This window comes from Gemmatimonadota bacterium (assembly GCA_016713785.1).
GTDB lineage: Bacteria > Gemmatimonadota > Gemmatimonadetes > Gemmatimonadales > GWC2-71-9 > JADJOM01.
Window position 1 is genome coordinate 625,738 of record JADJOM010000003.1, and the last position, 21,444, is coordinate 647,181.

Consider the following 21,444-nt stretch of genomic DNA (forward strand, 5'->3'; position numbering starts at 1 on the left):
CGATCGACCAAACGAGAGCCGTAGAGACGGAGGACAGCGCAAAGAAGGTGACGGCCACGACGCCGGCTGGATCCTGGCGTTCAGGGAGCGGCCTGAGGAGCGCGGCTGGCCGGATCAGTGGGTCGTGGTTCCTGGGCTCAAGCCCCGTCCCCGCATCGCTGTCAACGTCATGCGGTTGTCAGGCTGCTGATGCAGGTTGCTAGGGCCCTCGGCCGGTGCTCCCAGTCACCCCCATCGCCCCGAGCCACGCCTCCACCAGCTCCGGCCATGCGGTGATGGGCGACGCGGTACGACGCAACCCGAACGCATGTCCCCCCTTCACATACACATGCAGTTCTGCCGGAACGCCCGCCTTCCTGAGGGCCGAGTAGTAGACGAGTGAATTCTCCACCGGGTCGACGGGATCGTCCTCCGCATGCAGCAGGAAGGTCGGCGGTGTCTCGCTGGTCACCCGAATCTCCGGGTTCAGCGCGAACCCCCGTTCCCGGATGGCCAGGTGGCCGGGATAGAGCGCCACGGCGAAATCGGGGCGGCAGCTCAGCGTGTCGGCCGCGTCCACGGCCGGATAGAGCCGCTTGGCAAAATGGGTGCTGAGTGCGGCCACCATGTGGCCCCCGGCCGAAAAGCCCAGCACGCCAACCTTGCGGGGATCGATATGCCATTCCTGGGCGTGAAGGCGCACAAGCCCCAGGGCGCGCTGGGCGTCCTGCAGCGCCGCCAGGCACTCCCGATAGGGACCGGTCTTGACGCACGGGACCCGGTACTTCAACAGCACGCAGGTGATTCCCCTGGACGTCAGCCAGTCACACGCCTCGGTGCCTTCGAGGTCGATGGCCAGCACGTTGTACCCCCCGCCCGGAAACACGACCACCGCGGCGCCGGAGTTCGTGCCCCGGGGAGGGTAGACCGTCAGCGTCGGCCGCGAGACCCGGTCGACGTAGACCCACGGCTTGCCGGCCACCGGCTTCGGGCGGCCCGCCGCGTCGATCACGGTGCCGGCAATCTCGGGTTTCTCGAGGGGGCGAGCGCCGGGGGCCGTTCCGGGCCATAGTGGCATCTCGGTCAGCCCCCGCCCTGGCTGCCAGGCAGCCTGCCCCGCGCAGGGAGCGGAAAGCGAAAGCAGTAATGGAAGGACGACGACCCATGAGTGAGGCTGCAGCGCGCTTGTCATATGCAAGGCGGCAGCGCGATGACTGGGGCGGGGCAATGTGCGAGCATCTCGCCAGGCTCCTGAAGCGTGTCGATGAAGGCGTCTAACACCCGCGCATGACCTGCGTGGCGCGGCGCGGAACAGGGGACTGTCGGATCCGGACAATTTCACACGCGAAGCCGACGATGTGAATGACCGGACACTGGATGGCCGCGGCTCCTCCCGGGTCATGGAAGAGCCCCTGCACAGCGGTTCGTCCGCCAGGGTGACCACAAAGGCCTGCCCGATCATTGATCGTACGCCTGAAAGTCCGGTGCGGAGAGGACCCGGCGCGCCGTCCGGAGATCCGCCTGCAGCAGGACGGGCCAGACCTCCGGAAAGGTGTAGCGATAGGCGAGGTCGGACCAGGTGAGAGGGAGCATGTGGATCTGCAAGGAGGAGCCCGAAAAGGGCATGAGGAAGGCTGGACCTACCCGAACGATGCCGCTGCATGACGCCCCGCACAGGTGGCAGGTCGCGGCGCGGTCGCCAGACCGCGTCGGGACACCTTCAGGTGACGCCAATACCACGCCATCCGATGGCCGCGCCAAGGCCACAGAATGCGGTTGCTAGACGACTCGAGCGCGAGGCCGTCGCGGCACCCATCGGGGTACTGCACGGAGGTAGCCCTCAAAGAGAGGGCCAAACTGCTGACGCAGCACCGGCTCTTCGAACCGCACCACTCGCACGTGAAAGGCGAAGGCGATACCAGCCGCGTAGATGAAGGTCGCCGCTGACGACCACAGGAGGCCTTGGCCGACGATGGCCGCCACGACGCCGAGATACATCGGGTTGCGTACCCACCGATAGAGGCCACCCTGGACGAGGGTGGTCGGAGCATCCCAGGGCGCGAGGGTGCCACCTCCCGACCAGGCAAACGCCCAGATCGTGAGGATCAGCAGGAGGGTGCCGACGAGGATCAGCGGCCACCCGAGCCATGGCGTCAGTGCGGTGGCGAAGGGCAGGGCCCACGCGCCGTGCGCGAGACGGTAAGGGATCACTCCGGCGACCATTCCCGGGAACAGGAGGGTCATCGCCGTCGCGCGCAGCCAAAGCGGCATGAAACTCCCCGGTGAATCGTCTAACACCCGCGCATCGGCTGTGGGCAGCGGCAAGTACCGGGAACCTACCTCGCACCGACTGGTGGTGCTAGGCCAGGGCAAAGCGACGGCCGCGCCCTGACTGCTGCATGCGGTGGTCAGACCACTACGTGGGCAGTCTTAGGATCCGCCCGGAATAGAGGGTGCCGCTCCGCCCATGAGGTGGACACGCGGACCCAGTAACCGGCAAAGCGTGTCCCTGAGACCTGCGATCGTCGCCTCGGGAATGGCTCGTCGAGGAGTGTAGTAGGCGTTCCGCGGCGCATAGTCGTAGAGGAAGTGCTCCGGCGTCTCTACAACGTGCGCCATATGAGACCACGTCAGGGTTACGGCGGCAATGTCCGTACGAATGTGAAGCCCGTCCTCCACGATGACACGGTGGATCACACCCTTCACTGAGGGGTCACTCGTGGCGACGTGGCGTGCTATGAGCCGCGGGGCTTACCGCCGCAGAAACAAGAACCACAGAATGGGAATGACACCCCAAGGCAGAAGCGCGAAGAGTGCGCCAGTGTGTCCGTACCTGCGTGGCGCGGTGCGGAACGTGGACCTGTCGGCCAAAGTCGAGCAAAGCTGTCCGCCCAGCAAGCCCATGGCCGCGCCACGTCGCGTGCATGCGCGAGTTGGGCCGCATTGAGGTGCGACCGACGCCTCTACGTGGATGCCGCAGTCGGCGATGTGGCCTGAGGCTTGTCGCCGAATACCAAAGACGTATGCGTGGACAAGGCCACGAGCGCAGCGCAGGCCCCGGCGACGAAGCCGAGGGACCGGTGTGAGGCAGGCCCGCACGGGCGGGTGGATCAGCGCCTGCTGCTGACTCGCGGGAGTCACTGGAAGCGAGAGGGACCATCCCGCTACGATGGGGGCTTGTGCTGGCCAGCAAACACATCTAGCGAGCGGTGGTGTGATCGTCCCGCTCTCCCGTCAGGCGAGCCACTTCCTCCCAGCCGGCCAGCAGCTGCTCGGTGTGCGCGTCGAGCCGAGCGGCGGCAGCGAGGTCGGCGGTGACCCCTTCCAGTGTGGCGGTACTGGCCGTCAGGCGCAACAGGTCGAGCCGGATGATCTCCAGCGCCGCCACCAGCTCCTCCAGCTGCCTCTCCGAGGCGGCCTTGGAGGTCCCAAGGGCCGCAAGCAGCAGAGACCGCCTGGCAGCGGCGGGGTCGGCGTCGTGGCCGCGCCGTGCCGTCGCCAGCAGCCGATCGAGGTCTTCCAGGCGCTGCCGGACGCTCTGCGCCCGCGCCTCGAGGCGGCGGACGACGGGGAGGACGTCAGGCAGCTGGCGTCGCAGGTCCAGCGGCAAGGCCGCAAGCAGGTGCTCGACCGTCTGGCCCAGGCGCATCTCCGTCAGGCGTGGCAGGGGGGCGGCGCTGGGCTCGGGGGTGCTGGCAGTGAGACGTTGCCAGCGCCCGGCGACGAAGCGGCTGGCCCAGAACCGGCCGAAGAGCGATCGCCTGGTCCGGGGCGGGCGGCGGAACGCCTCCAGCACCATGATCTGGCCGAGCGCCCCCGCCGCGAACCCCAACAGGGCGACGTAGTCTCCGATGGAGGCCCCGAAGCCGAGGATGCCGCCGCCCTCCAGCACGAAGAGGCCGAACCAGAGCCAGAGCCCACGCCGCGCACTCCGGGGTGACCGCTGGAATGGAGTGACCCGCGAAAGCGAACTCGCTTCGTCGGCCCGGCCCCGTGCCTGCGCATCTGCGGCCTCAGCCAGGTCCCCTGGTCCATACCCCGCGTCACGAAGCTGCTTGAGCTGAGAGTCCAGGAGGTAGAGAAGAAAGGCAGCTGTGATCGCCGCGGCGACGGTCGCGAACGACACCACCGCGCCGGTCCCGAGCGCCGTCGCGTCTTGAATCCCCCGGATGGCTATTATCAGGCCCGGGACGCAGGCGCCGACCAGCATCCACCTGGTTTGCCGCGCGATGGCACGCAGCATGGCCGGCGGCTCGGCGTGTGCCTGGAGGACGAGGCCCAGCTCCTCTGCCAGTTGAGCGCCGCTCACGGGGCGTTCACCGCGCTCCTTGGCGAGGCACCGCTCGAGAAGCTGGGCCAGCGCGTCCGGCGTGCCCGGCGCCGAGGCGGCGAGGCTGGGGACCGGAGCGGTGAGGTGCTGGGCCAACAGTCTGGCCGTGGTCGCTCCCTGGAACGGTGGTTTGCCGGAGAGGAGATAGTAGCCCAGTGCCCCGACGGAGTAGAGGTCGCTCCTCCCGTCCACCGTTTCACCCCCAGCCTGCTCCGGGCTCATGAATTCGGGGGTCCCAAGCAGCTGCCCCGGAGCGGTATCGCGTGTGTCCCACTCCACGGCTGCGATGCCGAAGTCCGTCACCATCGCCCGCCCGGTTCCTTGCTCGAGGATCACGTTCTCGGGCTTGATGTCCCGGTGGACCGTACCCTGCACATGGGCGTAGTCCAGCGCCCACGCCACCTCCCGCAGGACCCGGGCAGCCTCCATCGCCGGCAGCGGTCCTCGGGCCACTCGTCGCGCCAGGGTCTCGCCAGGCACATAGGCCATGGCGTAGTAGACCCACTCGGCGATTTCATCGACGGCGTGAACCGGGACGATGTTGGGGTGGGAGAGTCGTGCGGCGGTGCGGGCTTCGCGCAGGAAGCGCTCACGCAGCAGGACATGCGCGGCGAGCTCGGGTGGGAGCAACTTGATGGCGACCGGGCGCTGGAGGCGCACTTCGTAGGCCAAGTAGACGACGCCCATGCCGCCGCGACCCAGCTCGCGATCGAGGAAGTACCGTCCTGCGATGACCGCCTGGAACCTGGCGAAGAGTGGATCGGAGGCCAGCGGCACCGGCACCTCGCTATGCATCGGGAGCCATTTCGCCTCGCGCGGTGCTCCGCCAGAGTGGCCGGAGTGATTCGGGTGCCATGGTGCCGCGACTTCCCCTCGCCGCGGCCCGCAACTACGGCCCGGGGTTGAGTCGGTAGGGCGGCCGATGCGCGACCAGCCAGGCGGTGCCGCCGGCGCCGAGCAGCGCGGCCGCTACGCCGATCCACTGCTGGCCGGCTGGGAACGCAAGGACCCCGGCAAGGGTGAGCCCGGAGAGGAGAAGGGCGAATCCGAGAAGCGCGATGAACGGCACCCGGCGATGTGGGGGAGCGACCTTGGAGGCGACGTAAACGAACATCGCCCCAGCCGTCGCGTCGGGGAGGCCTGGGGCCAGGAGCCGGCCGGCGGCGGGCAGGACGAATGCGAAGACGAGACCGGTGAGGAGCCAGGTGGCGTAGCACACCGCGGATGCCGCGAGGAGAGCTCCAAGCCAGCGGACGAGGGGGTGGGTCATGGCGGGGCTCCCTGGGTGCCAGCCTTTCGCAAAGTTCACCCCCCGAACCACCCGGCGCAAGCTGGCGGGCCGCGCCCTGCCAACTTCATCCGGCTGTGTGACCGCAGCAGCCTTTGAAGGCCGCCACTGAAGATTGAGCTTGCGCCCGCTGGCCGCGCAATCGCGTTGATCAGGGTGTGGTAAGCAATCCCGGGCTATTCGGCTAGACCCTTGAAGTATGCGATCGTCGGCCGAGCAAGACGAATCGTCACAGCCTTCTTGAGCGTGGCGGCGTAGGGGTTGGCCCGCGCCCTTGAGACATCGTACTCCCTCGTCATTGAATCCACCAAGCCGTGTATGCCCTGCGCTCCACGCGCGTCGCTTTGCGGGCAGAGACCAGGCGAATGGTATCCCCCGGGGTCTGGTAGCAGTGCACGACCACGAGGAGGTGCAGGGCGGCGCTGAGACCAGGGAGACGGAGGAGGTTCTCGCTGCCGGAGTGCTCTGGATCGTCCAGCAGCCCGCGGGCAGGCAGCTCACCCGGGCTGGCAACCCATCAGAAGGCCCGCTCCAACTGGCGACGGGCCTGAGCCAGTGTCAGCCACCGAACGTTCGCGGTCAGCTGCAAGCGAATGCAATAACGCGAGCGTAGCGCGCACTCCTTAGAGCGGTTGTCAACTGCCACGCGTCGTTAGGCCGGAACCGCTCGTAGAGATACCACGCATCGGTATCCGACCGCAACCGCCGGTAGGCGAGCAGAATGTGGAATGCAGGTGCGTCGGACCGCTGAATCGTCAGTCGCGTATTGCGTCCTTGGCCACAGGATGCTGCGGCCGTGTGCCTGGAGCAACTCTCCATGCCACCCAAAGCAAGGCCGCGAAACTCAACAAGCTCACGCCAAATGCAGGCGCTCTACCGACAGAAGCGACGAGCTGGGTGAGGGACTTGGTGCGGCCCGTGCTGTCCAGGTATAGCTGCAGAAACCCGTTCAGGGTGAAGAACGCGGCGGCGATGATCCACGGCCACCCTGTTCGCCAGTTCTTGAGAAAGAACAGCAGGCCAATGAGGAGGATGATGATCGAAATGGTCTGGCCGGCTTCGGCAAACCGTGAGAACGTCTCGGGCCCCGCGATCTTGAACCGTGGGACGTAACTGATGAACGTGAAGAAGAGCGCGATCCCCATGAACACAAGGGCGGTGCTCATAAGGAACGCCGCGTGCACGTCCCGGTGCCGCCTCAGGACGAACGCCAGAAACACGAGCAACGCGATCTCCAATGTAGTCACGACATTCTGGACCAATAGGTCATCCGCCAGGCCCGCGTCGGCTTCCTTCGTCGCCGAATGCACGGAGAGGAGCATCAGGCTCGCAACGAGCAACGGTCCCGCGACGACAATTGATGTGCCGGTGGCACGATGGCGCCGGAAACTGTTCTGCCTGATCAAGACGAGTTGGCGTAACAACAGCAGCAACCACGCAAGGGTGGTGCTGATGTGCAGGACATGGTAGGGGGTGAGCTCAGTGTGGTCGCCGAGCGAGAGGCTCGAGAAGCCGATCAAACTCAAGGCGATGACCATGAGCAGAAAGACGAACTCTAGCGTGTGCTTCTGCCTCATCACGTCCTCTCGGTTATCGACGCGTACAGCGTGAACGGCGAAACGGTCGCTCGCAACCGGAAGGTGGGGAAGGATGCGGACCGAGCCGACTGCCAATTGTGCAGGAGCCAGCGCCGCGTGGCCAGATGACTATGGCGGCATAACGTCTGCGTACAAGCTGCGAAGCGCGGCCCACCTGCGCTAGTAGTCCCGATGAAGCTGGCCGCGCTTCGACAGCTTCATGCGCCGGTTAGACGACGGCTACAGAGAACTCGAAGCTTTGCCGGCTCGGCGGGAGCGCCAGAGAGCCAGTCCGGCTGCAAGAGTGCCAAGAACCATGACCCAGAAGAAGCGAACGGACCACCCTCGATGTGGCTCCCGGTAGTCCGTGGGCGGACCGCCAGCGGCCCACCCATGGAATAGCCAGAAGTAGCACGACCACAGCGCCGCGGCGAGCAACGCGACCGCGAGAAGCGCCCAGGTAACGCGTGAGCGTCGCATGATTGCTAGGCGCTGTCCACGGAGGGGGCCGTCCGTCTACCGGCCGCGCATGACCTGCGGGGCGCGGCGAAGAACACGGATCTGGCCGCCAACGTAAGCCAATCCCATGTCTGGAGCAAGGGTGTGGCCGCGCCACGTCGGGGGCATGCGCTCGTTAGCCAACAGGCGCTCTATGGTGCGCGATGGATACTGCCGAACGGATGGGCCAGTGCTATCGACCGTGAGGGCGAAATGAAGTCGAATGTTGTTGCAGCAGTCGTCCGGAAGTGAGTCTGTAAGGACACTGCCTGCGAGCGAGTCGGCGGTACGACGAAGTGTGATGTGGGCAAGAACGCTCTGTGCGAGGCCGGTCAGTGTGACCGCGGAATCTGTCGCAGTCCAGCTGCCTCCTAGCTGAAGGGCAAAGGCAGTCGTATCGTGCCAGAATGGGGCCCACGGAGCTGGCAGATACAAGTCGCCCGTGAACGCGTGGTCGGGCGTGAGAGAGAGCGTCAAATGTCCGCCTAAAGCGAGCATGTCAAAGATCTGGTCGCCACCCAGGCTGATCTGCAGGCGCGAGGCGCTGAAAGTCCCGACCGGGTCGGGCAGTGGCACTGGGTCGCGGCCGCTTGAGGGGTCATTGCACGCACCAAGCATCAGTGGGACCAGGGCGCAAAGGTCGCGAGTGTGCATGGTGCCTCCCTGAATGGCATGGCCGAATGGCCGATGTTGGCTAACAGCCTGCGCTTGACTTGCGGGCACTGGGATGGCTCCGCGAAGGGGACGGGCGACCTCGCCAGGATCCGAGCGCTGCAGGGGATGTGGCGATGCTAGCACCCGGCAAGTCCCAGCGCCAGTAAGCCGGCGCCGTCGCGCGAGGGCTTACGCGCGGGGGCCCTCGGGCGTCATGGGAGAGGCTGTAGCAACGCGTCGAGCGCGACCGGCCGGACATTGCCGCAGACGCCGACTTGGGTGACAGCGATACCTGCCCGGGTCCAGGTAGCGTATCCAGAGCGACTGAGGGTCACGTCATAGGTCCCGAGAGAATCGCCCCCGATCAGGAGGGCCGGGGACGAGAAGACGTGGTGGAGGGAGTCGGTGTAGAGGCCAGCAACAACCTGTCCGAACGCGCTGTCCGCAATCGCCACTCCGGTAACGGAGTCCGTCACCGTGAGTTGGATAGCGATCGAGCGGACGGCCGTGCAGGCGACATTGGGCCCTTGGCTGTCGCAAGCGCTCAGAAGCGCAGTGGAGCAGGCAAGGACTGCCAGGGGACCGGACCGGAAACGAGGCATCGGTCGCATTTGGAGGCTCGCTAGAGTGGTTGAGCCAATCTAGCAGGAAAACCGTTGAACGGTGCCCGGCCAACGTCCCCGCATAACCTGCAGCGGGAGGTTCGTGGACTCAAGGGCAGCGCCAACTGTGGCGCCGACCGCTGACAGGTTTATGCGGTGGTTAGGCGACACACAGGCACCTGGGGCGGCCTGGCCGCGCTAGGCGCGGGGGCGGATCTTCTTGTCAAGAGCGTAGACCAGCATGAGTCCGACGGCGAAGGCGACGATATCGAGCGGGTCAAAGCGCCCGCGAAAAAGACCTGCTGGCCAGTACTTCTGAGATACCTCGGTCGCCAAGCTGCCGAGAAACAGGAGGACGGCGGCCCGTTCCGGGGTGGCGCCTACGCGTCTCGCCAACCAGGTCTGACAGTTGGGCGGGAGGGGCGAACGGATCACTAGGTAGAGATATGCCGGCACCACGAGATCGGCGAGATAATTGGTCGCGAAACCGGCGTGAATGCCGCCCATGTTGAGGCCGGCCGTGAGCAGGAAAATGGCGAAGGCCGCCCAGGTTAGACCTTGCCAAAGGCGCACGCCCTGCGCGGCTTCGGGAGAACCCGTGGCGGCGGGGGCCGGGGGTGGGGTGGGCGGGGCCGGGCGGCGGCCTTCCACGGCGCGGCTCAGCGCGGCCCGCGGGAGCGACGGAGCCAGAGAGTGAGCACGATTCCACCTACCGCGACGAGGCCAGCCACGAGGGCGAGATCAGTGCGCTCCTGCTGAACACCGGCACCGACGGCGGCCATAGCGAGGAGGACGGTAAGGCCAAGCACGGCGTGCCACAAGCGAAGCGGGCGAGCTGTGGGGCTGGATGCCATGAAGACCTCGTGCGAGATGGGTGTGCCGCCTAACTACCAAGTCTACTGCTCCCGCCGGGCCCCGCGGCCTGGACGGGTCGGGCGGCGCCACCACCCCGGCGCCCCCCGGTGGGGAGCCACTTGGCCTGCGGGACAGATCACGGATAGGCGCCCGCCCCCCACTCCCGGCCCACGGATGGCGACCGGAAAACCTGCTTGTCTAACCTAGGATAAAGCGCGCAGGGGGCAATCCACACGCCTCTGGGGGCCGAGTATCGGGCGGATATAAGCCGCAACTCGGCCCCCGCCCCCGGGCACCCCCTCGGCCGCCGAAGGCCCGCCCCCGTGCCTCCCCGATGCCCGCCCACCCTCCGGCGCTTTCCCGGCGCGCGTCACCACTTTCCTCCCACCTTCCGGCGCTTCCCCGGCACGCGTTGCCACTTTCCTCCCGCCCTTCGGCACTTCCCCGGCGCGCGTAGCCACTTTCCACCCGCCCTCCGGCACTTCCCCGACGCACATTGCCACTTTCCACCCGCCCTCCGGCACTTCCCCGACGCACATTGCCACTTTCCACCCACCCTCCGGCTCTTCCCCGGCGCACGTTGCCACTTTCCACCCACCCTCCGGCTCTTCCCCGGCGCACGTTGCCACTTTCCACCCGCCCTCCGGCACTTCCCCACAGTCCGTCGGCACTTTCCAGTCGCCCTCAGCCACTTTCCCACAGCCGGTCAGCACTTTCCGGTGGCCCTCAGCCACTTCCCCACAGCCCATCAGCACTTTCCGGTGGCCCTCAGGCACTTCCCCACAGCCCGTCGGCACTTTCGCGTCACCCTCAGGCACTTTCCCGTCGCCCTCAGGCACTTTCCCATGATCCGTTGGCATTTCCCGGCCGTGCGTCGCCACTTCCGTGTGGCACTCGGCCCCCTCCACGCCCCGCGTGGCCGCTCCCGGGCCGCCCGCCGCCACTCCCGAAAACGACCAAGGGATCCCCAGGTTCAGTCCGAACCCGATGGGATCCCTTTGTGCGCGCTACCGCCCTACCGCCTTACCGCCTTACCGCCTTACCGCCCTACCGCCACTCCCGAAGGGGGCTCGGTCGCCGCCCTACCGCCCCACCGCCTCCCCCTCCTCCAGCCGCATCTCCACATGCACCAGCCCATCCCGCAGCTGCTCCGTCACCGGCAGCCCGCTGTGCGCAAAGACGTCGATCATCTGGCGGTTCCCCGGCAGCACCTCGGCGTCCAGGTAGCGGATCCCCAGCGCCCGGGCGATCCCCGCCAGGTGCGCCAGCAGCTGGCTCCCCACCCCCTGGCCCTGGAACTCGTCGCCCACCACGAACGCCACCTCGGCGTGCGCCGGCGTCCGGTCCCGCTCCGCCCCCCGCACCCCCGGCCGGCCCGCCCCCAGCCGCACCCAGCGGCCCACCCCGATCAGCAGCTCCCCCGCCGGGTTGGAGATGACCGCCGCCAGCCCCACGTGGTGCTCGAAGTCGAGGTGAGTCAGGTACTGGATCTCCCGCTCGGACAGCTCCCGCTTGCTCTGGAAGAAGCGGTGGTACACCGTCCGCTCCGACAGGTGCGCCAGCCCCTCCCGCAACGCCTCCCCGTCGTCCGGGCGGATGGCCCGGATCCGGATCGGCGTCCCGTCCCGCAGGGCGCCCGGCGCGTCGTAGGTGCGGAAATCCATGGCCCGTAATCTAGTCACCCGCCACCCCTTGCGATGTCACGGGATGTCACACCCGGTCGGCCGGGCTCCGCACCCCGAACGCCCCCCGGTTGAGGACGTGGGTATAGACCATCGTGGTACTAACATCGGCGTGGCCCAGCAGTTCCTGCACGGTCCGGATATCGTACCCGTCCTCCAGGAGATGGGTGGCGAAGGAGTGACGGAAATGGGGGAGTGCGGGAATGGGAAGAGCCGGGAAGCGGGAAGCGGGAAGAGGGAAATGGGGAAGGGGGAAGGGGGAATCGTGCCGCCGGAGGCGGTGGAGTCCCGCAGCGCGCGTCAGTAAGCGGTAGCCCCGTTGAGCACTCACCCTCCGAGCGCGCACGTCGGCGCGCGGAGGGACCCACCGCGACGGCGGCACCCGCAATGGCGCCAGGCGCCGGTGCCCGGGCCGAGGGATTCCTCGGTCGCTGCGCTCCCTCGGAATGACAGGCGATGCAAGCGGGGTCGGTGCCGCCGGAGACGGTGGAGTCCCGCAGCGCGCATCAGTAAGCGGCAGCCCCGTTGAGCCCTCACCCTCCGAGCGCGCACGTCGGCGCGCAGAGGGACCCACCGCGCCGGCGGCCCGGCAGGAGTCCCCTGGTGGTTCCCCTTTCCCCTTTCCCCCGTTTCCCGTTTCCCGTACGTCGGTGTAACCTTCCACCCCGGGCCACGGTCATGTAGCTGACGGCCCAGGATTCCTCCACGTTTCGGGAAGGGACGCATATGCTCATCCGACGGATCCCCCTCGCCGCGCTCGCGGTGCTCCTGGCCTGCGACGGCTACAGCGATGGCAACGGGCCCGGGGGCGGTCCCACCGCCACCGTGGTCGTGGTGAGCGCGGCGGGGCGCGCCACCTCGCTCCGGGCGCGGGTCGGCGGGACCTGGCTCCCCGCGATCCTTCCCGGCGGCGTCGGCTCGCTCGACGTGCCCGCGGGCACCCGGTCCTACATGCTCGACGTGCAGGGCACCGGCGTCACCGGCTCGAGCGGCACCATGACCCTCGTGGCGGGGCAGACCTACGTCCTCGTGGCGCAGGACTCCCAGGGCACCATCGTCGGGTCGGTCCTCGCCGACACCGGCGCCATCGTCCCGGCCGGCAAGAGCAAGCTGCGCGTCATCCACGGCGCCGGACTCGCCCCCGCCATCGACGTCTACCGCACCCAGCCCGACTTCCCGGACCTGGTGAACGTCATGTTCCCGTTCGACTTCGGCGCGTCGTCGCCCTTCCTGCAGAGCGACCCCGGCACCTGGACCGTCGTCGTCACCCCCGACAACAGCACCGATACCCTCTACGCCTCCGGCCCCATCGTCGTCCCCGATGGGGAGCGGGTCTCGGTCGTGCTGATGGACTCCACCGCCACCGGCGGGATCAGCGCGGTCGTCCTGCCCGGTCAGTGAGCTGAGGGGAAAGCGGGAAGCGGGAAGCGGGAAAAGGGAAGAGGGAAAAGGGAAGAGGGAAAAGGAAAGCGGGGCCAGTGCCGCCGGAAGCGGTGGAGTCCCGCAGCGCGCGTCGGCGCGCGGAGGGACCCACCGCGACGGCGGCCTGAGCAATGCCTGCCATGCAATGGATGCGGGGTCGCACCGCTCCCTCGGAATGACAGCCAACGCAAAACGGGAAGCGGAACCCTCTCCGCTTCCCGTTTCCCGTTTCCCATTTCCCGTTTCCCGCACTCCCTCGCCGCCGGGTCGCCGCGTCCGTGCTCAGACCGTCGCCATCGTCCGGTCCATCGTCCCGCGCTCCTTGAGCGCCGACTGCGCCGCCGCCAGCCGCGCGATCGGCACCCGGTACGGGGAGCAGCTCACGTAGTTCATCCCCAGGCTGTCGCAGAACGCCACCGACTTGGGCTCGCCACCGTGCTCGCCGCAGATCCCGAGCTTGAGGTCCTGGCGCGTCTTCCGGCCCAGCTCGCAGGCCATCTGGATCAGCTTGCCCACGCCCCCCTGGTCGAGCACCTGGAACGGGTCGTCTTCCATGATCCCGTGCTCCAGGTAATAGGGGAGGAAGCGGCCCGCGTCGTCGCGCGAGAGCCCCCACGTCGTCTGCGTCAGGTCGTTGGTGCCGAAGGAGAAGAACTGCGCCTCCCGGGCGATCTCGTCGGCGGTGAGCGCCGCGCGGGGCAGCTCGATCATCGTGCCGAGCAGGTAGGGCACCGTGATCTGCCGCTCGCGGAACACCTCCTCGGCCACCTGCCGCACCAGCAGCGCCTGCTTGCGGAACTCCACCACGTTGGCCACCAGCGGGATCATCACCTCGGGCTGCACCCGGCCCTTGCGCAGCGCCACCGCGCAGGCCGCCTCGAAGATCGCCCGCGCCTGCATGGCGGTGATCTCGGGGTAGATGATGCCCAGCCGGCAGCCGCGCAGGCCGAGCATCGGGTTGGCCTCCTGCAGGCCGTCGACGATGTGCTGCACCTCCTCGGGCGCCTTGCCCAGCGCCCGCGCCATCTCCTCGACCTCGCCCTTCTCCTTGGGCAGGAACTCGTGCAGCGGCGGGTCGAGCAGCCGGATGGTGACCGGGTAGCCCTCCATGGCGCGGAAGATCGACTCGAAGTCGCTGCGCTGCATGGGGAGCAGCCGGGCCAGCGCCTTCTTGCGGCCCGCCACGTCCTGGGCCAGGATCATCTCCCGCATGGCGATCAGCCGGTCGCCCTCGAAGAACATGTGCTCCGTGCGGCACAGCCCGATCCCCTCGGCCCCGAAGTCGCGGCCCCGGTGCGCGTCGGCCGGCGTGTCGGCGTTCACCCGCACCCGCAGGTGCCGCACCTTGTCGGCCCACAGCAGGATCCGGGTGAAGTTCCCCGACAGCTCCGGCGACTTGAGCTCCGCCTTGCCGGCGTAGACCTTGCCGCTCGCGCCGTCGATCGTGATCCAATCGCCCTGCTTGAGGGTGCGGCCGTTCACCGCGAAGGTGTGGCTCGCCTCGTCCACCACCAGGTGCTGGGCGCTCGCCACGCACGGCTTGCCGATGCCGCGGGCCACCACGGCGGCGTGGCTCGTCATGCCGCCCCGCGCCGTGAGGATCCCCTTGGCCGCCACCATCCCGTGGAAGTCCTCGGGGCTGGTCTCCCGGCGCACCAGGATCACCGCCTCGCCCTTCCGCGCCAGCTGCTCCGCCAGGTCGGCGTCGAACACCGCCGCCCCCGACGCCGCCCCCGGCGACGCCGGCAGGCCGGTGGTGAGCAGGTCCACCTGGCTGTCCGCGTTGATCGTCGGGTGCAGCAGCTGGTTGAGGTCGTTGGGGGGGATGCGGGCGACCGCCTCCTCCTCCGAGATGAACCCCTCGTCCACCATCTCGCAGGCGATCCGCACCGCCGCGTGCCCCGAGCGCTGGCCGCGCCGGGTCTGCAGCATGTACAGCTTGCCCCGCTCGATCGTGAACTCCATGTCCTGCACGTCCCGGAAGTGCCGCTCCAGCACCCGCGCGATCCGGTCCAGCTCCGCGTAGGCGGCCGGCATCTCCTCCTTCAGCTTGGCGATCGGGTCCACGTGCCGGGTGCCCGACACCACGTCCTCACCCTGCGCGTTGAGCAGGTACTCGCCGTAGAGCGCCCGCTCGCCGGTGGAGGGGTCGCGGGTGAACGCCACCCCGGTGCCCGAGTCCTCGCCCAGGTTGCCGAAGACCATCGTCACCACGTTGACCGCGGTGCCCATGCTGTCGGGGAGGTCGTGCAGCTTCCGGTAGTCGATCGCCCGGCGGGTGTGCCAGCTCTCGAACACCGCCGCGATCGCGCCCCACAGCTGCTCCATCGGGTCATTGGGCCACGGCTTGCCGCTCTCCTGCTCGGCGTGCGCCTTGTACTCGGCCACCAGCTTGCGGAACTCGTCCGCCGGCAGGTCGATGTCGCGCGCCACCTTGGCGGCGTGCTTGCGGGCCTCGAGCATCGCCTCGAACGGCGCCTTCTGCAGGTCGAGCACCACCGTGGAGTACATCTGCACGAAGCGGCGGTAGCTGTCCCAGGCGAACTGCGCGTTGCCGCTCTCCCGGGTGAGCCCCTCGACCGTCACGTCGTTGAGGCCGAGGTTGAGGATCGTCTCCATCATCCCCGGCATCGACACCGGCGCGCCGGAGCGCACCGACACCAGCAGCGGCCGGTCCTTGCCGCCGAAGTGCCGGTTGGCCGCCGCCTCCAGCCGCTGCAGGCTGGTCTCCACCTGGCTGCGCAGCCAGGGCGGGAACTGCCGGGTCTCGAGGTAGGTGTTGCACAGGGTGGCGGCGATGGTGAAGCCGGGGGGGACCGGGATGCCGAGGTTGGTCATCTCGGCCAGGCCCGCGCCCTTGCCGCCCAGGATGTCCTTCATGGTGGCCGTGCCGTCGGCGCGGCCCGAGCCGAAGAAATAGACCGAGGGCTGACTGTAGGTTCCGCTCATGCCGGTGTCGTGAGAATGGGTGCGGCGTGCCGCAGGCTCACCAGGTCATCGGAGATGTCCGTGGGATAGTGGCCCGAGAAGCACGCGTGACAGAACTGACTCCTGGCCCCGCCTGCGCGGAGCATGCCATCTAGCGAGAGGTAGCCGAGGGAATCCACCCCCAGGTACTCCCGGATCTCGTCGGGCGAATGGGTGGCCCCGATCAGCTCCTCGCGGGTCGGGGTGTCGATGCCGTAGTGGCACGGCCCCGTGATCGGCGGGCTGCCCAGCCGCAGGTGCACCTCGCGGGCCCCCGCGGCGCGGATCATCTGCACCAGCCCCTTGCTGGTGGTGCCCCGCACCAGGCTGTCGTCCACCATCACCACCTTGCGCCCCTCGATCACCCCGCGCACCGGGTTGAACTTGATCTTGACCTTGGCCACCCGCAGCGCCTGCGTCGGGTTGATGAACGTGCGCCCCACGTAGTGGTTGCGGATCAGCCCGTTCTCGAGCTTGGTCCCGCTCACCTCCGCGAAGCCCAGTGCCATCGCGTTGCTGCTGTCCGGCACGCTGAACACCACCTCCGCCCCCGGCGCCGGGTGCTCCCGCGCCAGCTGCCGGCCCAGCTCCCGCCGCACCCGGTCCACCGACTCGCCGAAGATCCGGCTGTCCGGCCGGCCGAAGTACACCAGCTCGAAGATGCAGCGGCTCTCGGGGCGGGGCTGCAGCCGCGGCAGCTCGGTGATCTGGCCCTCCTCGATCCGCAGGAACTGCCCCGGCTCGAGCTCGCAGACCATCGAGGCCCCCACCAGGTCGAGGGCGCACGTCTCCGAGGCCACGATCACCCCGCCGGCGATCCGCCCCAGCACCATCGGCCGGAAGCCGCGCGGGTCCACCACCGCGTAAATAGTACGCCCGACCGAGAGCAGCAGGGTGAAGGCGCCTTCACACCGCTCCAGCGCCTCGCGGATCTGGCCCTCGGGCGTCGCCTGGCGGCTGCGGGCGATGAGGTGCAGCAGCACCTCGGTGTCGGTGGTGGTGGTGAAGATGGACCCCTCGTCCACCAGCTCGCGGCGCAGGGCGGGGGCGTTGGTGAGGTTGCCGTTGTGCGCCACCGTGAGCGGCCCGTAGCGGTAGTCGATCAGCAGCGGCTGCGCGTTGGCGATCACCGAGCTGCCGGCGGTGGAGTAGCGGGTGTGCCCCACCGCCACGTCTCCCGGGAGCCGGGAGAGGTTGGCCTCGTTGAAGTTCTCCGAGACCAGCCCCATCCCGCGGTGCGCCCGGGCGCGGCCCTGCCCATCCACCGCCACGATCCCGGCCGACTCCTGCCCCCGGTGCTGCAGGGCGTAGAGGCCGAGATAGGTCAGGCGCGCCGCGTCGGGAACGCCTGAGACGCCGAAGACACCGCACATGGAGAACTCCTCGCTCGAACCGCCAAACCGCCAAACCGCCGAACCGCCACTCCCTCGGGCCCGGGTCGCGGCTGCGCCGCTCCCGAAGGGCCCTCGGTCGCCGCCCTACTCCACCCTCGCCATCCGCCGCGGGATCGCCGCGTGATACACCTCGCGCAGCCGCTCGACCGCCCAGGCGTACCGCCCCTGGCGCGTCACGATCACGATCTCGCCGCCGGGCACCCCCACCGTCCCGAGCACCAGCGCCGGCACCTCGTGCTCCGCCGCCAGCGCCAGCACCGCCGCCTCGTCCTTGGGATGCACGCTCACCAGCACCCGGCCCTGGTCCTCGCCGTAGAGCAGCGCCGCCTCCCACTCCCCATCCTCCTCGGCCGAGCCGCCGGGCCGCCGAGCCGCCGAGCCGTCAATCTGCAGGATCACCTTCGCCCCGAACGACGCCGTGGCGTACGGGCCGCCCATCGCCGACTCCGCCAGCGCCACCGCCAGCCCGCCGGTGCTGCAGTCGTGGGCCGAGCGGTGCAGGTGCCCCTGCGCCGCCGCCACCAGGTAGCGCTGCAGCCGGAGCTCCGCGTCGAGGTCCACCGGGGGCTGCTCGCCACCCACGAAGTCCCGCACGTAGGTCCAGTAGGCGGAGCCGCCCAGCCGCCCCGAGGGCGCGGCGCCCAGCAGCACGATCCGGTCGCCCGGGGCCTGGAAGTGGCTCCCCACCCGGTGGTCGAGCTGCGCCAGCAGCCCCACCATGCCCACCGTCGGCGTCGGGTCGATCGCGCCGGTGGGGCTCTGGTTGTAGAGGCTCACGTTGCCGCCAGTCACCGGGGTGTTGAAGGCCCGGCAGGCGTCGGCGATGCCGCGGCACGCCTCGCGGAACTGGAAGAAGATCTCCGGCCGCTCCGGGTTGCCGAAGTTGAGGCAGTCGGTGATGCCGAGGGGCAGGGCGCCGGTGCAGGCGATGTTGCGGGCCGCCTCCGCCACCGTGGCCTTGCCCCCCTCGTACGGGTCGAGCGCCACCAGCCGGCTGTTGCAGTCCACCGTCACCGCGAGCCCGAAGCCGGTGCCGTCCACCCGCAGCACCCCGGCATCGCCGCCCGGCGCGATGAGCGTGCCCCCCTGCACGGTCGAGTCGTACTGCTCGAACACCCAGCGCTTGCTGGCGATCGAGGGCTCGTCGAGCAGCGCCTCCATGGCGCCGGAGAGGTCGGCCTTGGGCAGGGCGGTGGGGCGCGCCGCGCGCCGCGCCTTCGCCGCCTCGGACTCCTCCGCCTCGGGGTGGTAGATCGGCACGTCGTCGATCAGCCGCTGCCCCGGGATCTCCGCCACCGTCACGCCGTGGTGGCGGATGCGGTACATGCCGTCGTCGGTGACCCGGCCCACCGGGGTGGCATCGAGCTCCCAGGTGCGGCAGACCGCCTGGATCTCCGCCACCCGCTCCGGGAGCGCCACGATGAGCATCCGCTCCTGCGACTCCGAGAGCATGATCTCGTACGGCGTCATCCCCGCCTCGCGGGTGGGGACCTTGTCGGTCTCGAGCTCCACGCCCACCCCGCCGCGCGCCGCCATCTCCGCCGAGGAGCTGGTGAGGCCGGCGGCGCCCATGTCCTGGATCGCCACCACCAGCCGCTTCTCGATCAGCTCCAGCGTGGCCTCGAGCAGCAGCTTCTCGGTGAAGGGGTCGCCCACCTGCACCTGCGGCCGCCGCGCCTCGCTCTTGGCCGAGAGGTCCTCCGAGGCGAACGAGGCGCCGTGGATGCCGTCCCGCCCGGTGCTCGACCCCATCGCCAGCAGCACGTTGCCCACCCCGTGCGCCGCCGCCAGGGTCAGGTCCTCGGCCCGGAGCAGCCCCACGCACATCGCGTTCACCAGCGGATTGCCGCTGTAGCCCGGCGCGAAGTCCACCTCGCCGCCCAGGGTGGGCACGCCCACGCAGTTGCCGTAGGTGCCCACCCCCTTCACCACGCCGCCGAAGAGGTAGCGGTTGCGGGCCGAGTCGAGCGGGCCGAAGCGCAGGCTGTTGAGCACCGCCACCGGCCGCGCGCCCATGGTGAAGACGTCGCGCAGGATCCCGCCCACCCCGGTGGCCGCGCCCTGGAACGGCTCCACCGCGCTCGGGTGGTTGTGCGACTCGATCTTGAACGCCACCGCCCATCCGTCCGGGAGCCGCAGCACGCCGGCGTTCTCCCCGGGACCCTGCAGCACCTGCGGGCCCTCGGTGGGGAAGGTCTTGAGCACCGGCTTCGAGTGCTTGTAGGAGCAGTGCTCCGACCAGAGCGCGCTGAAGATGCCCAGCTCGGTGAGCGTGGGCTTCCGTTCCAGCATCGCCTCGATGCGCTGGTACTCGAGGTCGTTCAGGTTGTGCTCCTTGACGACCGCCGGCGTCACCGGGCGCTCGCCCGGGAACGGATGGGCCTGGGTCACTTCTTCTTCCCCCGGAGGCTGCCGAAGAAGTCGCCCAGCGCGCGGCTCATGAAGCCGCTCGACTCGAGCTGCATCACCGCGTCCATCTCCCCGGCGTCCAGCCACACCCCGTGGCAGTCGGGGCAGGAATCGATCTGCAGCTTGTGGAACTCCCGGGTCACCAGGTGGCCGCCGCACTTCGGGCAGCGCATGTAGTGACTCTTCTTCTCGGTGTCCTGGTTGAGCCGGGCCTGCTCGGCCTTCTTCCGCTCGATCCGCTCCGCCTCGAGCTTCGCGAAGTACTCTTCTTCGTTCCGGCTCGGCTTGTTCTCGGCAGTCATGGTCGTTCGATCCTCGTATGGTGATCGCCCACTACCCTGGCGCGCCCTGATCGCGTTGGTTGGCGCGCACGGCCGTGCGCGCTGACCCTCACTTCCCTTTTCCCTCTTCCCTCTTCCCGCTTCCCGTCTCTACGGCCCCACCGTCCGCTCCGGCACCCGCTCGGCCGGCGACGACGAGATCCCGTCGTAGCGCCGGCGCGAGTCCCGCACGATCGCGTCGATCACCTGCCCCTGTTCCAGGAACACGATGTCGTACGTGCCGCAGCGCTGCAGGCAGTCGTTGCGGTAATAGAGGTAGCTCATGATCCCGTGGCTGCGGCGGGTGAGCGGCGTGCCCCACGCCTCCCGCACCTGGGCCTCGGTCATCCCCGGCTTGATGCTCACCACCGCCGGGGCCTGGGCGGTGGCGGGCCCCGCCGCCAGCAGGGTGAGCAGCAGTCCGCACCGCCCAACCGCCGAACCGGCCAACCGCCGAGCCGCCGAGCCGCCGAGCCGTCCCGTCATCGCGCCGCCCCCGCCCACGACTGCACCGAGGTGAAGAACCCGAGCCCGTCGGTGTTGCCGATGGCCGGGTCCGCCGCGCGGTCGGGATGCGGCATGAGCCCCACCACGTTCCCCGCCGCGTTGGCGATGCCGGCGATGTCGTTGGCGGAGCCGTTGATCGTCTCGCGCAGCGGCGTGCCGTCGAGGTCCATGTAGCGCACCACCACGCGGCCGGTGGCCTCGAGCTCCTTGAGGGTGCGGGCGTCGGCGGTGAAGCGGCCGTCGCCGTGGGCCACCGGCATGCGGAGCAGGGCGCCCTTGCCGTAGCGGTTGGTGAAGGCGGTGTCCGGCTGCTCCACCCGGAGCAGCACCGGGCGCGACACGAAGGAGAGCCGGCTGTTCCGCATCAGCGCGCCGGGCAGCAGCCCCGCCTCGCACAGGATCTGGAAGCCGTTGCAGATGCCGAGCACCGGCCCGCCCGCCTGGGCGAAGGCCTGCACCGCCGGCATGATCGGGCTGAACCGGGCGATGGCGCCGGAGCGGAGGTAGTCGCCGTAGCTGAAGCCGCCGGGCAGGAGCACCACGTCGGCGCTCTTGAGGTCGGTCTCCCGGTGCCACACGAAGTAGGCCTCGCTCCCCGAGCGCCGGGCCGCGTGCAGCGTGTCCCAGTCGCAGTTGCTGCCGGGGAAGCGGACCACCGCCACGCGCCGCATCAGGCCTCCACCTCCACCAGGTAGTCCTCGGTCACCGGGTTGGCGAGCAGCTTGTCGCACATCGCCCGGGCCCGCGCCCGGGCCTCGTCGGCCGTGGTGGCGTTGACCGACAGCTCGATCGCCTTGCCGATCCGGACGTTCGACGCCTCGGCGAAGCCGAGCGCCGTGAGCGCGTGCTCCACCGCCAGCCCCTGCGGGTCCAGCAACCCCGCCCGCGGCACGATCCGGACGTGAACCTTGTATGCCATGCCTGCTCCCCTGTCTCGGTTGGCGCGCACGGCCGTGCGCG

15 protein-coding genes and 1 pseudogene are annotated in these 21,444 nt (G+C 69.1%); 1 reads left to right on the plus strand and 15 read right to left on the minus strand.

All coding sequences use genetic code 11. The features are described from left to right. Positions 1-199 precede the first annotated feature (199 nt). From IPJ95_10720 to IPJ95_10755, 8 genes and pseudogenes are all read right to left on the minus strand, one after another. The gene (locus tag IPJ95_10720) at positions 200-1,171 is read right to left on the minus strand and encodes an alpha/beta hydrolase (protein MBK7924086.1); all 972 of its coding nucleotides are present in this window, start codon (positions 1,169-1,171) and stop codon (positions 200-202) included. Positions 1,172-1,758: 587 nt separating this feature from the next. Continuing rightward, positions 1,759-2,250, minus strand: coding sequence for an isoprenylcysteine carboxylmethyltransferase family protein (locus IPJ95_10725; protein MBK7924087.1), 492 nt, complete (start codon positions 2,248-2,250; stop codon positions 1,759-1,761). 928 nt (positions 2,251-3,178) lie between these two features. Further along, complete coding sequence (locus tag IPJ95_10730; GenBank protein ID MBK7924088.1) at positions 3,179-5,092, minus strand: serine/threonine protein kinase; 1,914 nt, start codon at positions 5,090-5,092, stop codon at positions 3,179-3,181. A gap of 106 nt (positions 5,093-5,198) precedes the next feature. Continuing rightward, positions 5,199-5,579 (minus strand): hypothetical protein, encoded by a 381-nt coding sequence (locus IPJ95_10735; GenBank protein ID MBK7924089.1) that lies wholly within the window; start codon positions 5,577-5,579, stop codon positions 5,199-5,201. A gap of 773 nt (positions 5,580-6,352) precedes the next feature. After that, positions 6,353-7,174, minus strand: coding sequence for a hypothetical protein (locus IPJ95_10740; protein ID MBK7924090.1), 822 nt, complete (start codon positions 7,172-7,174; stop codon positions 6,353-6,355). A 1,952-nt stretch (positions 7,175-9,126) separates the two neighbouring features. Next, entirely contained in the window at positions 9,127-9,579 is a 453-nt protein-coding gene (locus IPJ95_10745; protein MBK7924091.1) for a hypothetical protein, read from the minus strand. A 1,286-nt stretch (positions 9,580-10,865) separates the two neighbouring features. Continuing rightward, complete coding sequence (locus IPJ95_10750) at positions 10,866-11,447, minus strand: GNAT family N-acetyltransferase (protein MBK7924092.1); 582 nt, start codon at positions 11,445-11,447, stop codon at positions 10,866-10,868. 46 nt (positions 11,448-11,493) lie between these two features. Beyond that, positions 11,494-11,652, minus strand: a pseudogene (locus IPJ95_10755) (tyrosine-type recombinase/integrase). A 539-nt stretch (positions 11,653-12,191) separates the two neighbouring features. On the opposite strand from IPJ95_10755, the gene IPJ95_10760 reads away from it, so the two are divergent. After that, positions 12,192-12,866, plus strand: coding sequence for a DUF4397 domain-containing protein (locus IPJ95_10760; protein MBK7924093.1), 675 nt, complete (start codon positions 12,192-12,194; stop codon positions 12,864-12,866). A gap of 303 nt (positions 12,867-13,169) precedes the next feature. On the opposite strand, the gene IPJ95_10765 is transcribed toward IPJ95_10760, so the two are convergent. The 7 genes from IPJ95_10765 to purS form a co-directional block, all read right to left on the minus strand. Beyond that, a complete protein-coding gene (locus IPJ95_10765) occupies positions 13,170-15,836 on the minus strand; it encodes a pyruvate, phosphate dikinase (GenBank protein MBK7924094.1) in 2,667 nt (888 codons plus the stop codon). Beyond that, the gene (locus tag IPJ95_10770; protein ID MBK7924095.1) at positions 15,833-17,227 is read right to left on the minus strand and encodes an amidophosphoribosyltransferase; all 1,395 of its coding nucleotides are present in this window, start codon (positions 17,225-17,227) and stop codon (positions 15,833-15,835) included. The genes IPJ95_10765 and IPJ95_10770 overlap by 4 nt, the downstream gene beginning before the upstream one ends. A 105-nt stretch (positions 17,228-17,332) precedes the next feature. Next, positions 17,333-19,540, minus strand: coding sequence for a phosphoribosylformylglycinamidine synthase subunit PurL (purL, locus tag IPJ95_10775; protein MBK7924096.1), 2,208 nt, complete (start codon positions 19,538-19,540; stop codon positions 17,333-17,335). A 95-nt stretch (positions 19,541-19,635) separates the two neighbouring features. Beyond that, positions 19,636-19,959, minus strand: coding sequence for a zf-TFIIB domain-containing protein (locus IPJ95_10780; protein ID MBK7924097.1), 324 nt, complete (start codon positions 19,957-19,959; stop codon positions 19,636-19,638). A 129-nt stretch (positions 19,960-20,088) separates the two neighbouring features. Continuing rightward, on the minus strand, positions 20,089-20,463 hold the full coding sequence (bamE, locus tag IPJ95_10785; GenBank protein ID MBK7924098.1) for an outer membrane protein assembly factor BamE: 375 nt from the start codon (positions 20,461-20,463) through the stop codon (positions 20,089-20,091). Further along, positions 20,460-21,155 (minus strand): phosphoribosylformylglycinamidine synthase subunit PurQ, encoded by a 696-nt coding sequence (purQ, locus tag IPJ95_10790; GenBank protein ID MBK7924099.1) that lies wholly within the window; start codon positions 21,153-21,155, stop codon positions 20,460-20,462. The genes bamE and purQ overlap by 4 nt, the downstream gene beginning before the upstream one ends. After that, positions 21,155-21,403: a phosphoribosylformylglycinamidine synthase subunit PurS gene (gene purS / locus IPJ95_10795; protein MBK7924100.1), complete on the minus strand. Its 249-nt coding sequence runs from the start codon at positions 21,401-21,403 to the stop codon at positions 21,155-21,157. The genes purQ and purS overlap by 1 nt, the downstream gene beginning before the upstream one ends. Positions 21,404-21,444 lie beyond the last annotated feature (41 nt).

Coding starts and splice junctions, on each gene's coding strand:
- IPJ95_10735 (MBK7924089.1), bottom strand. CDS start 5,579: ATGACCCACCCCCTCGTCCGCTGGCTTGGAGCTCTCCTCGCGGCATCC.
- purQ (MBK7924099.1), bottom strand. CDS start 21,155: ATGCGGCGCGTGGCGGTGGTCCGCTTCCCCGGCAGCAACTGCGACTGG.
- IPJ95_10725 (MBK7924087.1), bottom strand. CDS start 2,250: ATGCCGCTTTGGCTGCGCGCGACGGCGATGACCCTCCTGTTCCCGGGA.
- IPJ95_10760 (MBK7924093.1), top strand. CDS start 12,192: ATGCTCATCCGACGGATCCCCCTCGCCGCGCTCGCGGTGCTCCTGGCC.
- IPJ95_10765 (MBK7924094.1), bottom strand. CDS start 15,836: ATGAGCGGAACCTACAGTCAGCCCTCGGTCTATTTCTTCGGCTCGGGC.
- purL (MBK7924096.1), bottom strand. CDS start 19,540: ATGCTGGAACGGAAGCCCACGCTCACCGAGCTGGGCATCTTCAGCGCG.
- IPJ95_10750 (MBK7924092.1), bottom strand. CDS start 11,447: ATGGATTTCCGCACCTACGACGCGCCGGGCGCCCTGCGGGACGGGACG.
- bamE (MBK7924098.1), bottom strand. CDS start 20,463: ATGACGGGACGGCTCGGCGGCTCGGCGGCTCGGCGGTTGGCCGGTTCG.
- IPJ95_10770 (MBK7924095.1), bottom strand. CDS start 17,227: ATGTGCGGTGTCTTCGGCGTCTCAGGCGTTCCCGACGCGGCGCGCCTG.
- purS (MBK7924100.1), bottom strand. CDS start 21,403: ATGGCATACAAGGTTCACGTCCGGATCGTGCCGCGGGCGGGGTTGCTG.
- IPJ95_10740 (MBK7924090.1), bottom strand. CDS start 7,174: ATGAGGCAGAAGCACACGCTAGAGTTCGTCTTTCTGCTCATGGTCATC.
- IPJ95_10780 (MBK7924097.1), bottom strand. CDS start 19,959: ATGACTGCCGAGAACAAGCCGAGCCGGAACGAAGAAGAGTACTTCGCG.
- IPJ95_10720 (MBK7924086.1), bottom strand. CDS start 1,171: ATGACAAGCGCGCTGCAGCCTCACTCATGGGTCGTCGTCCTTCCATTA.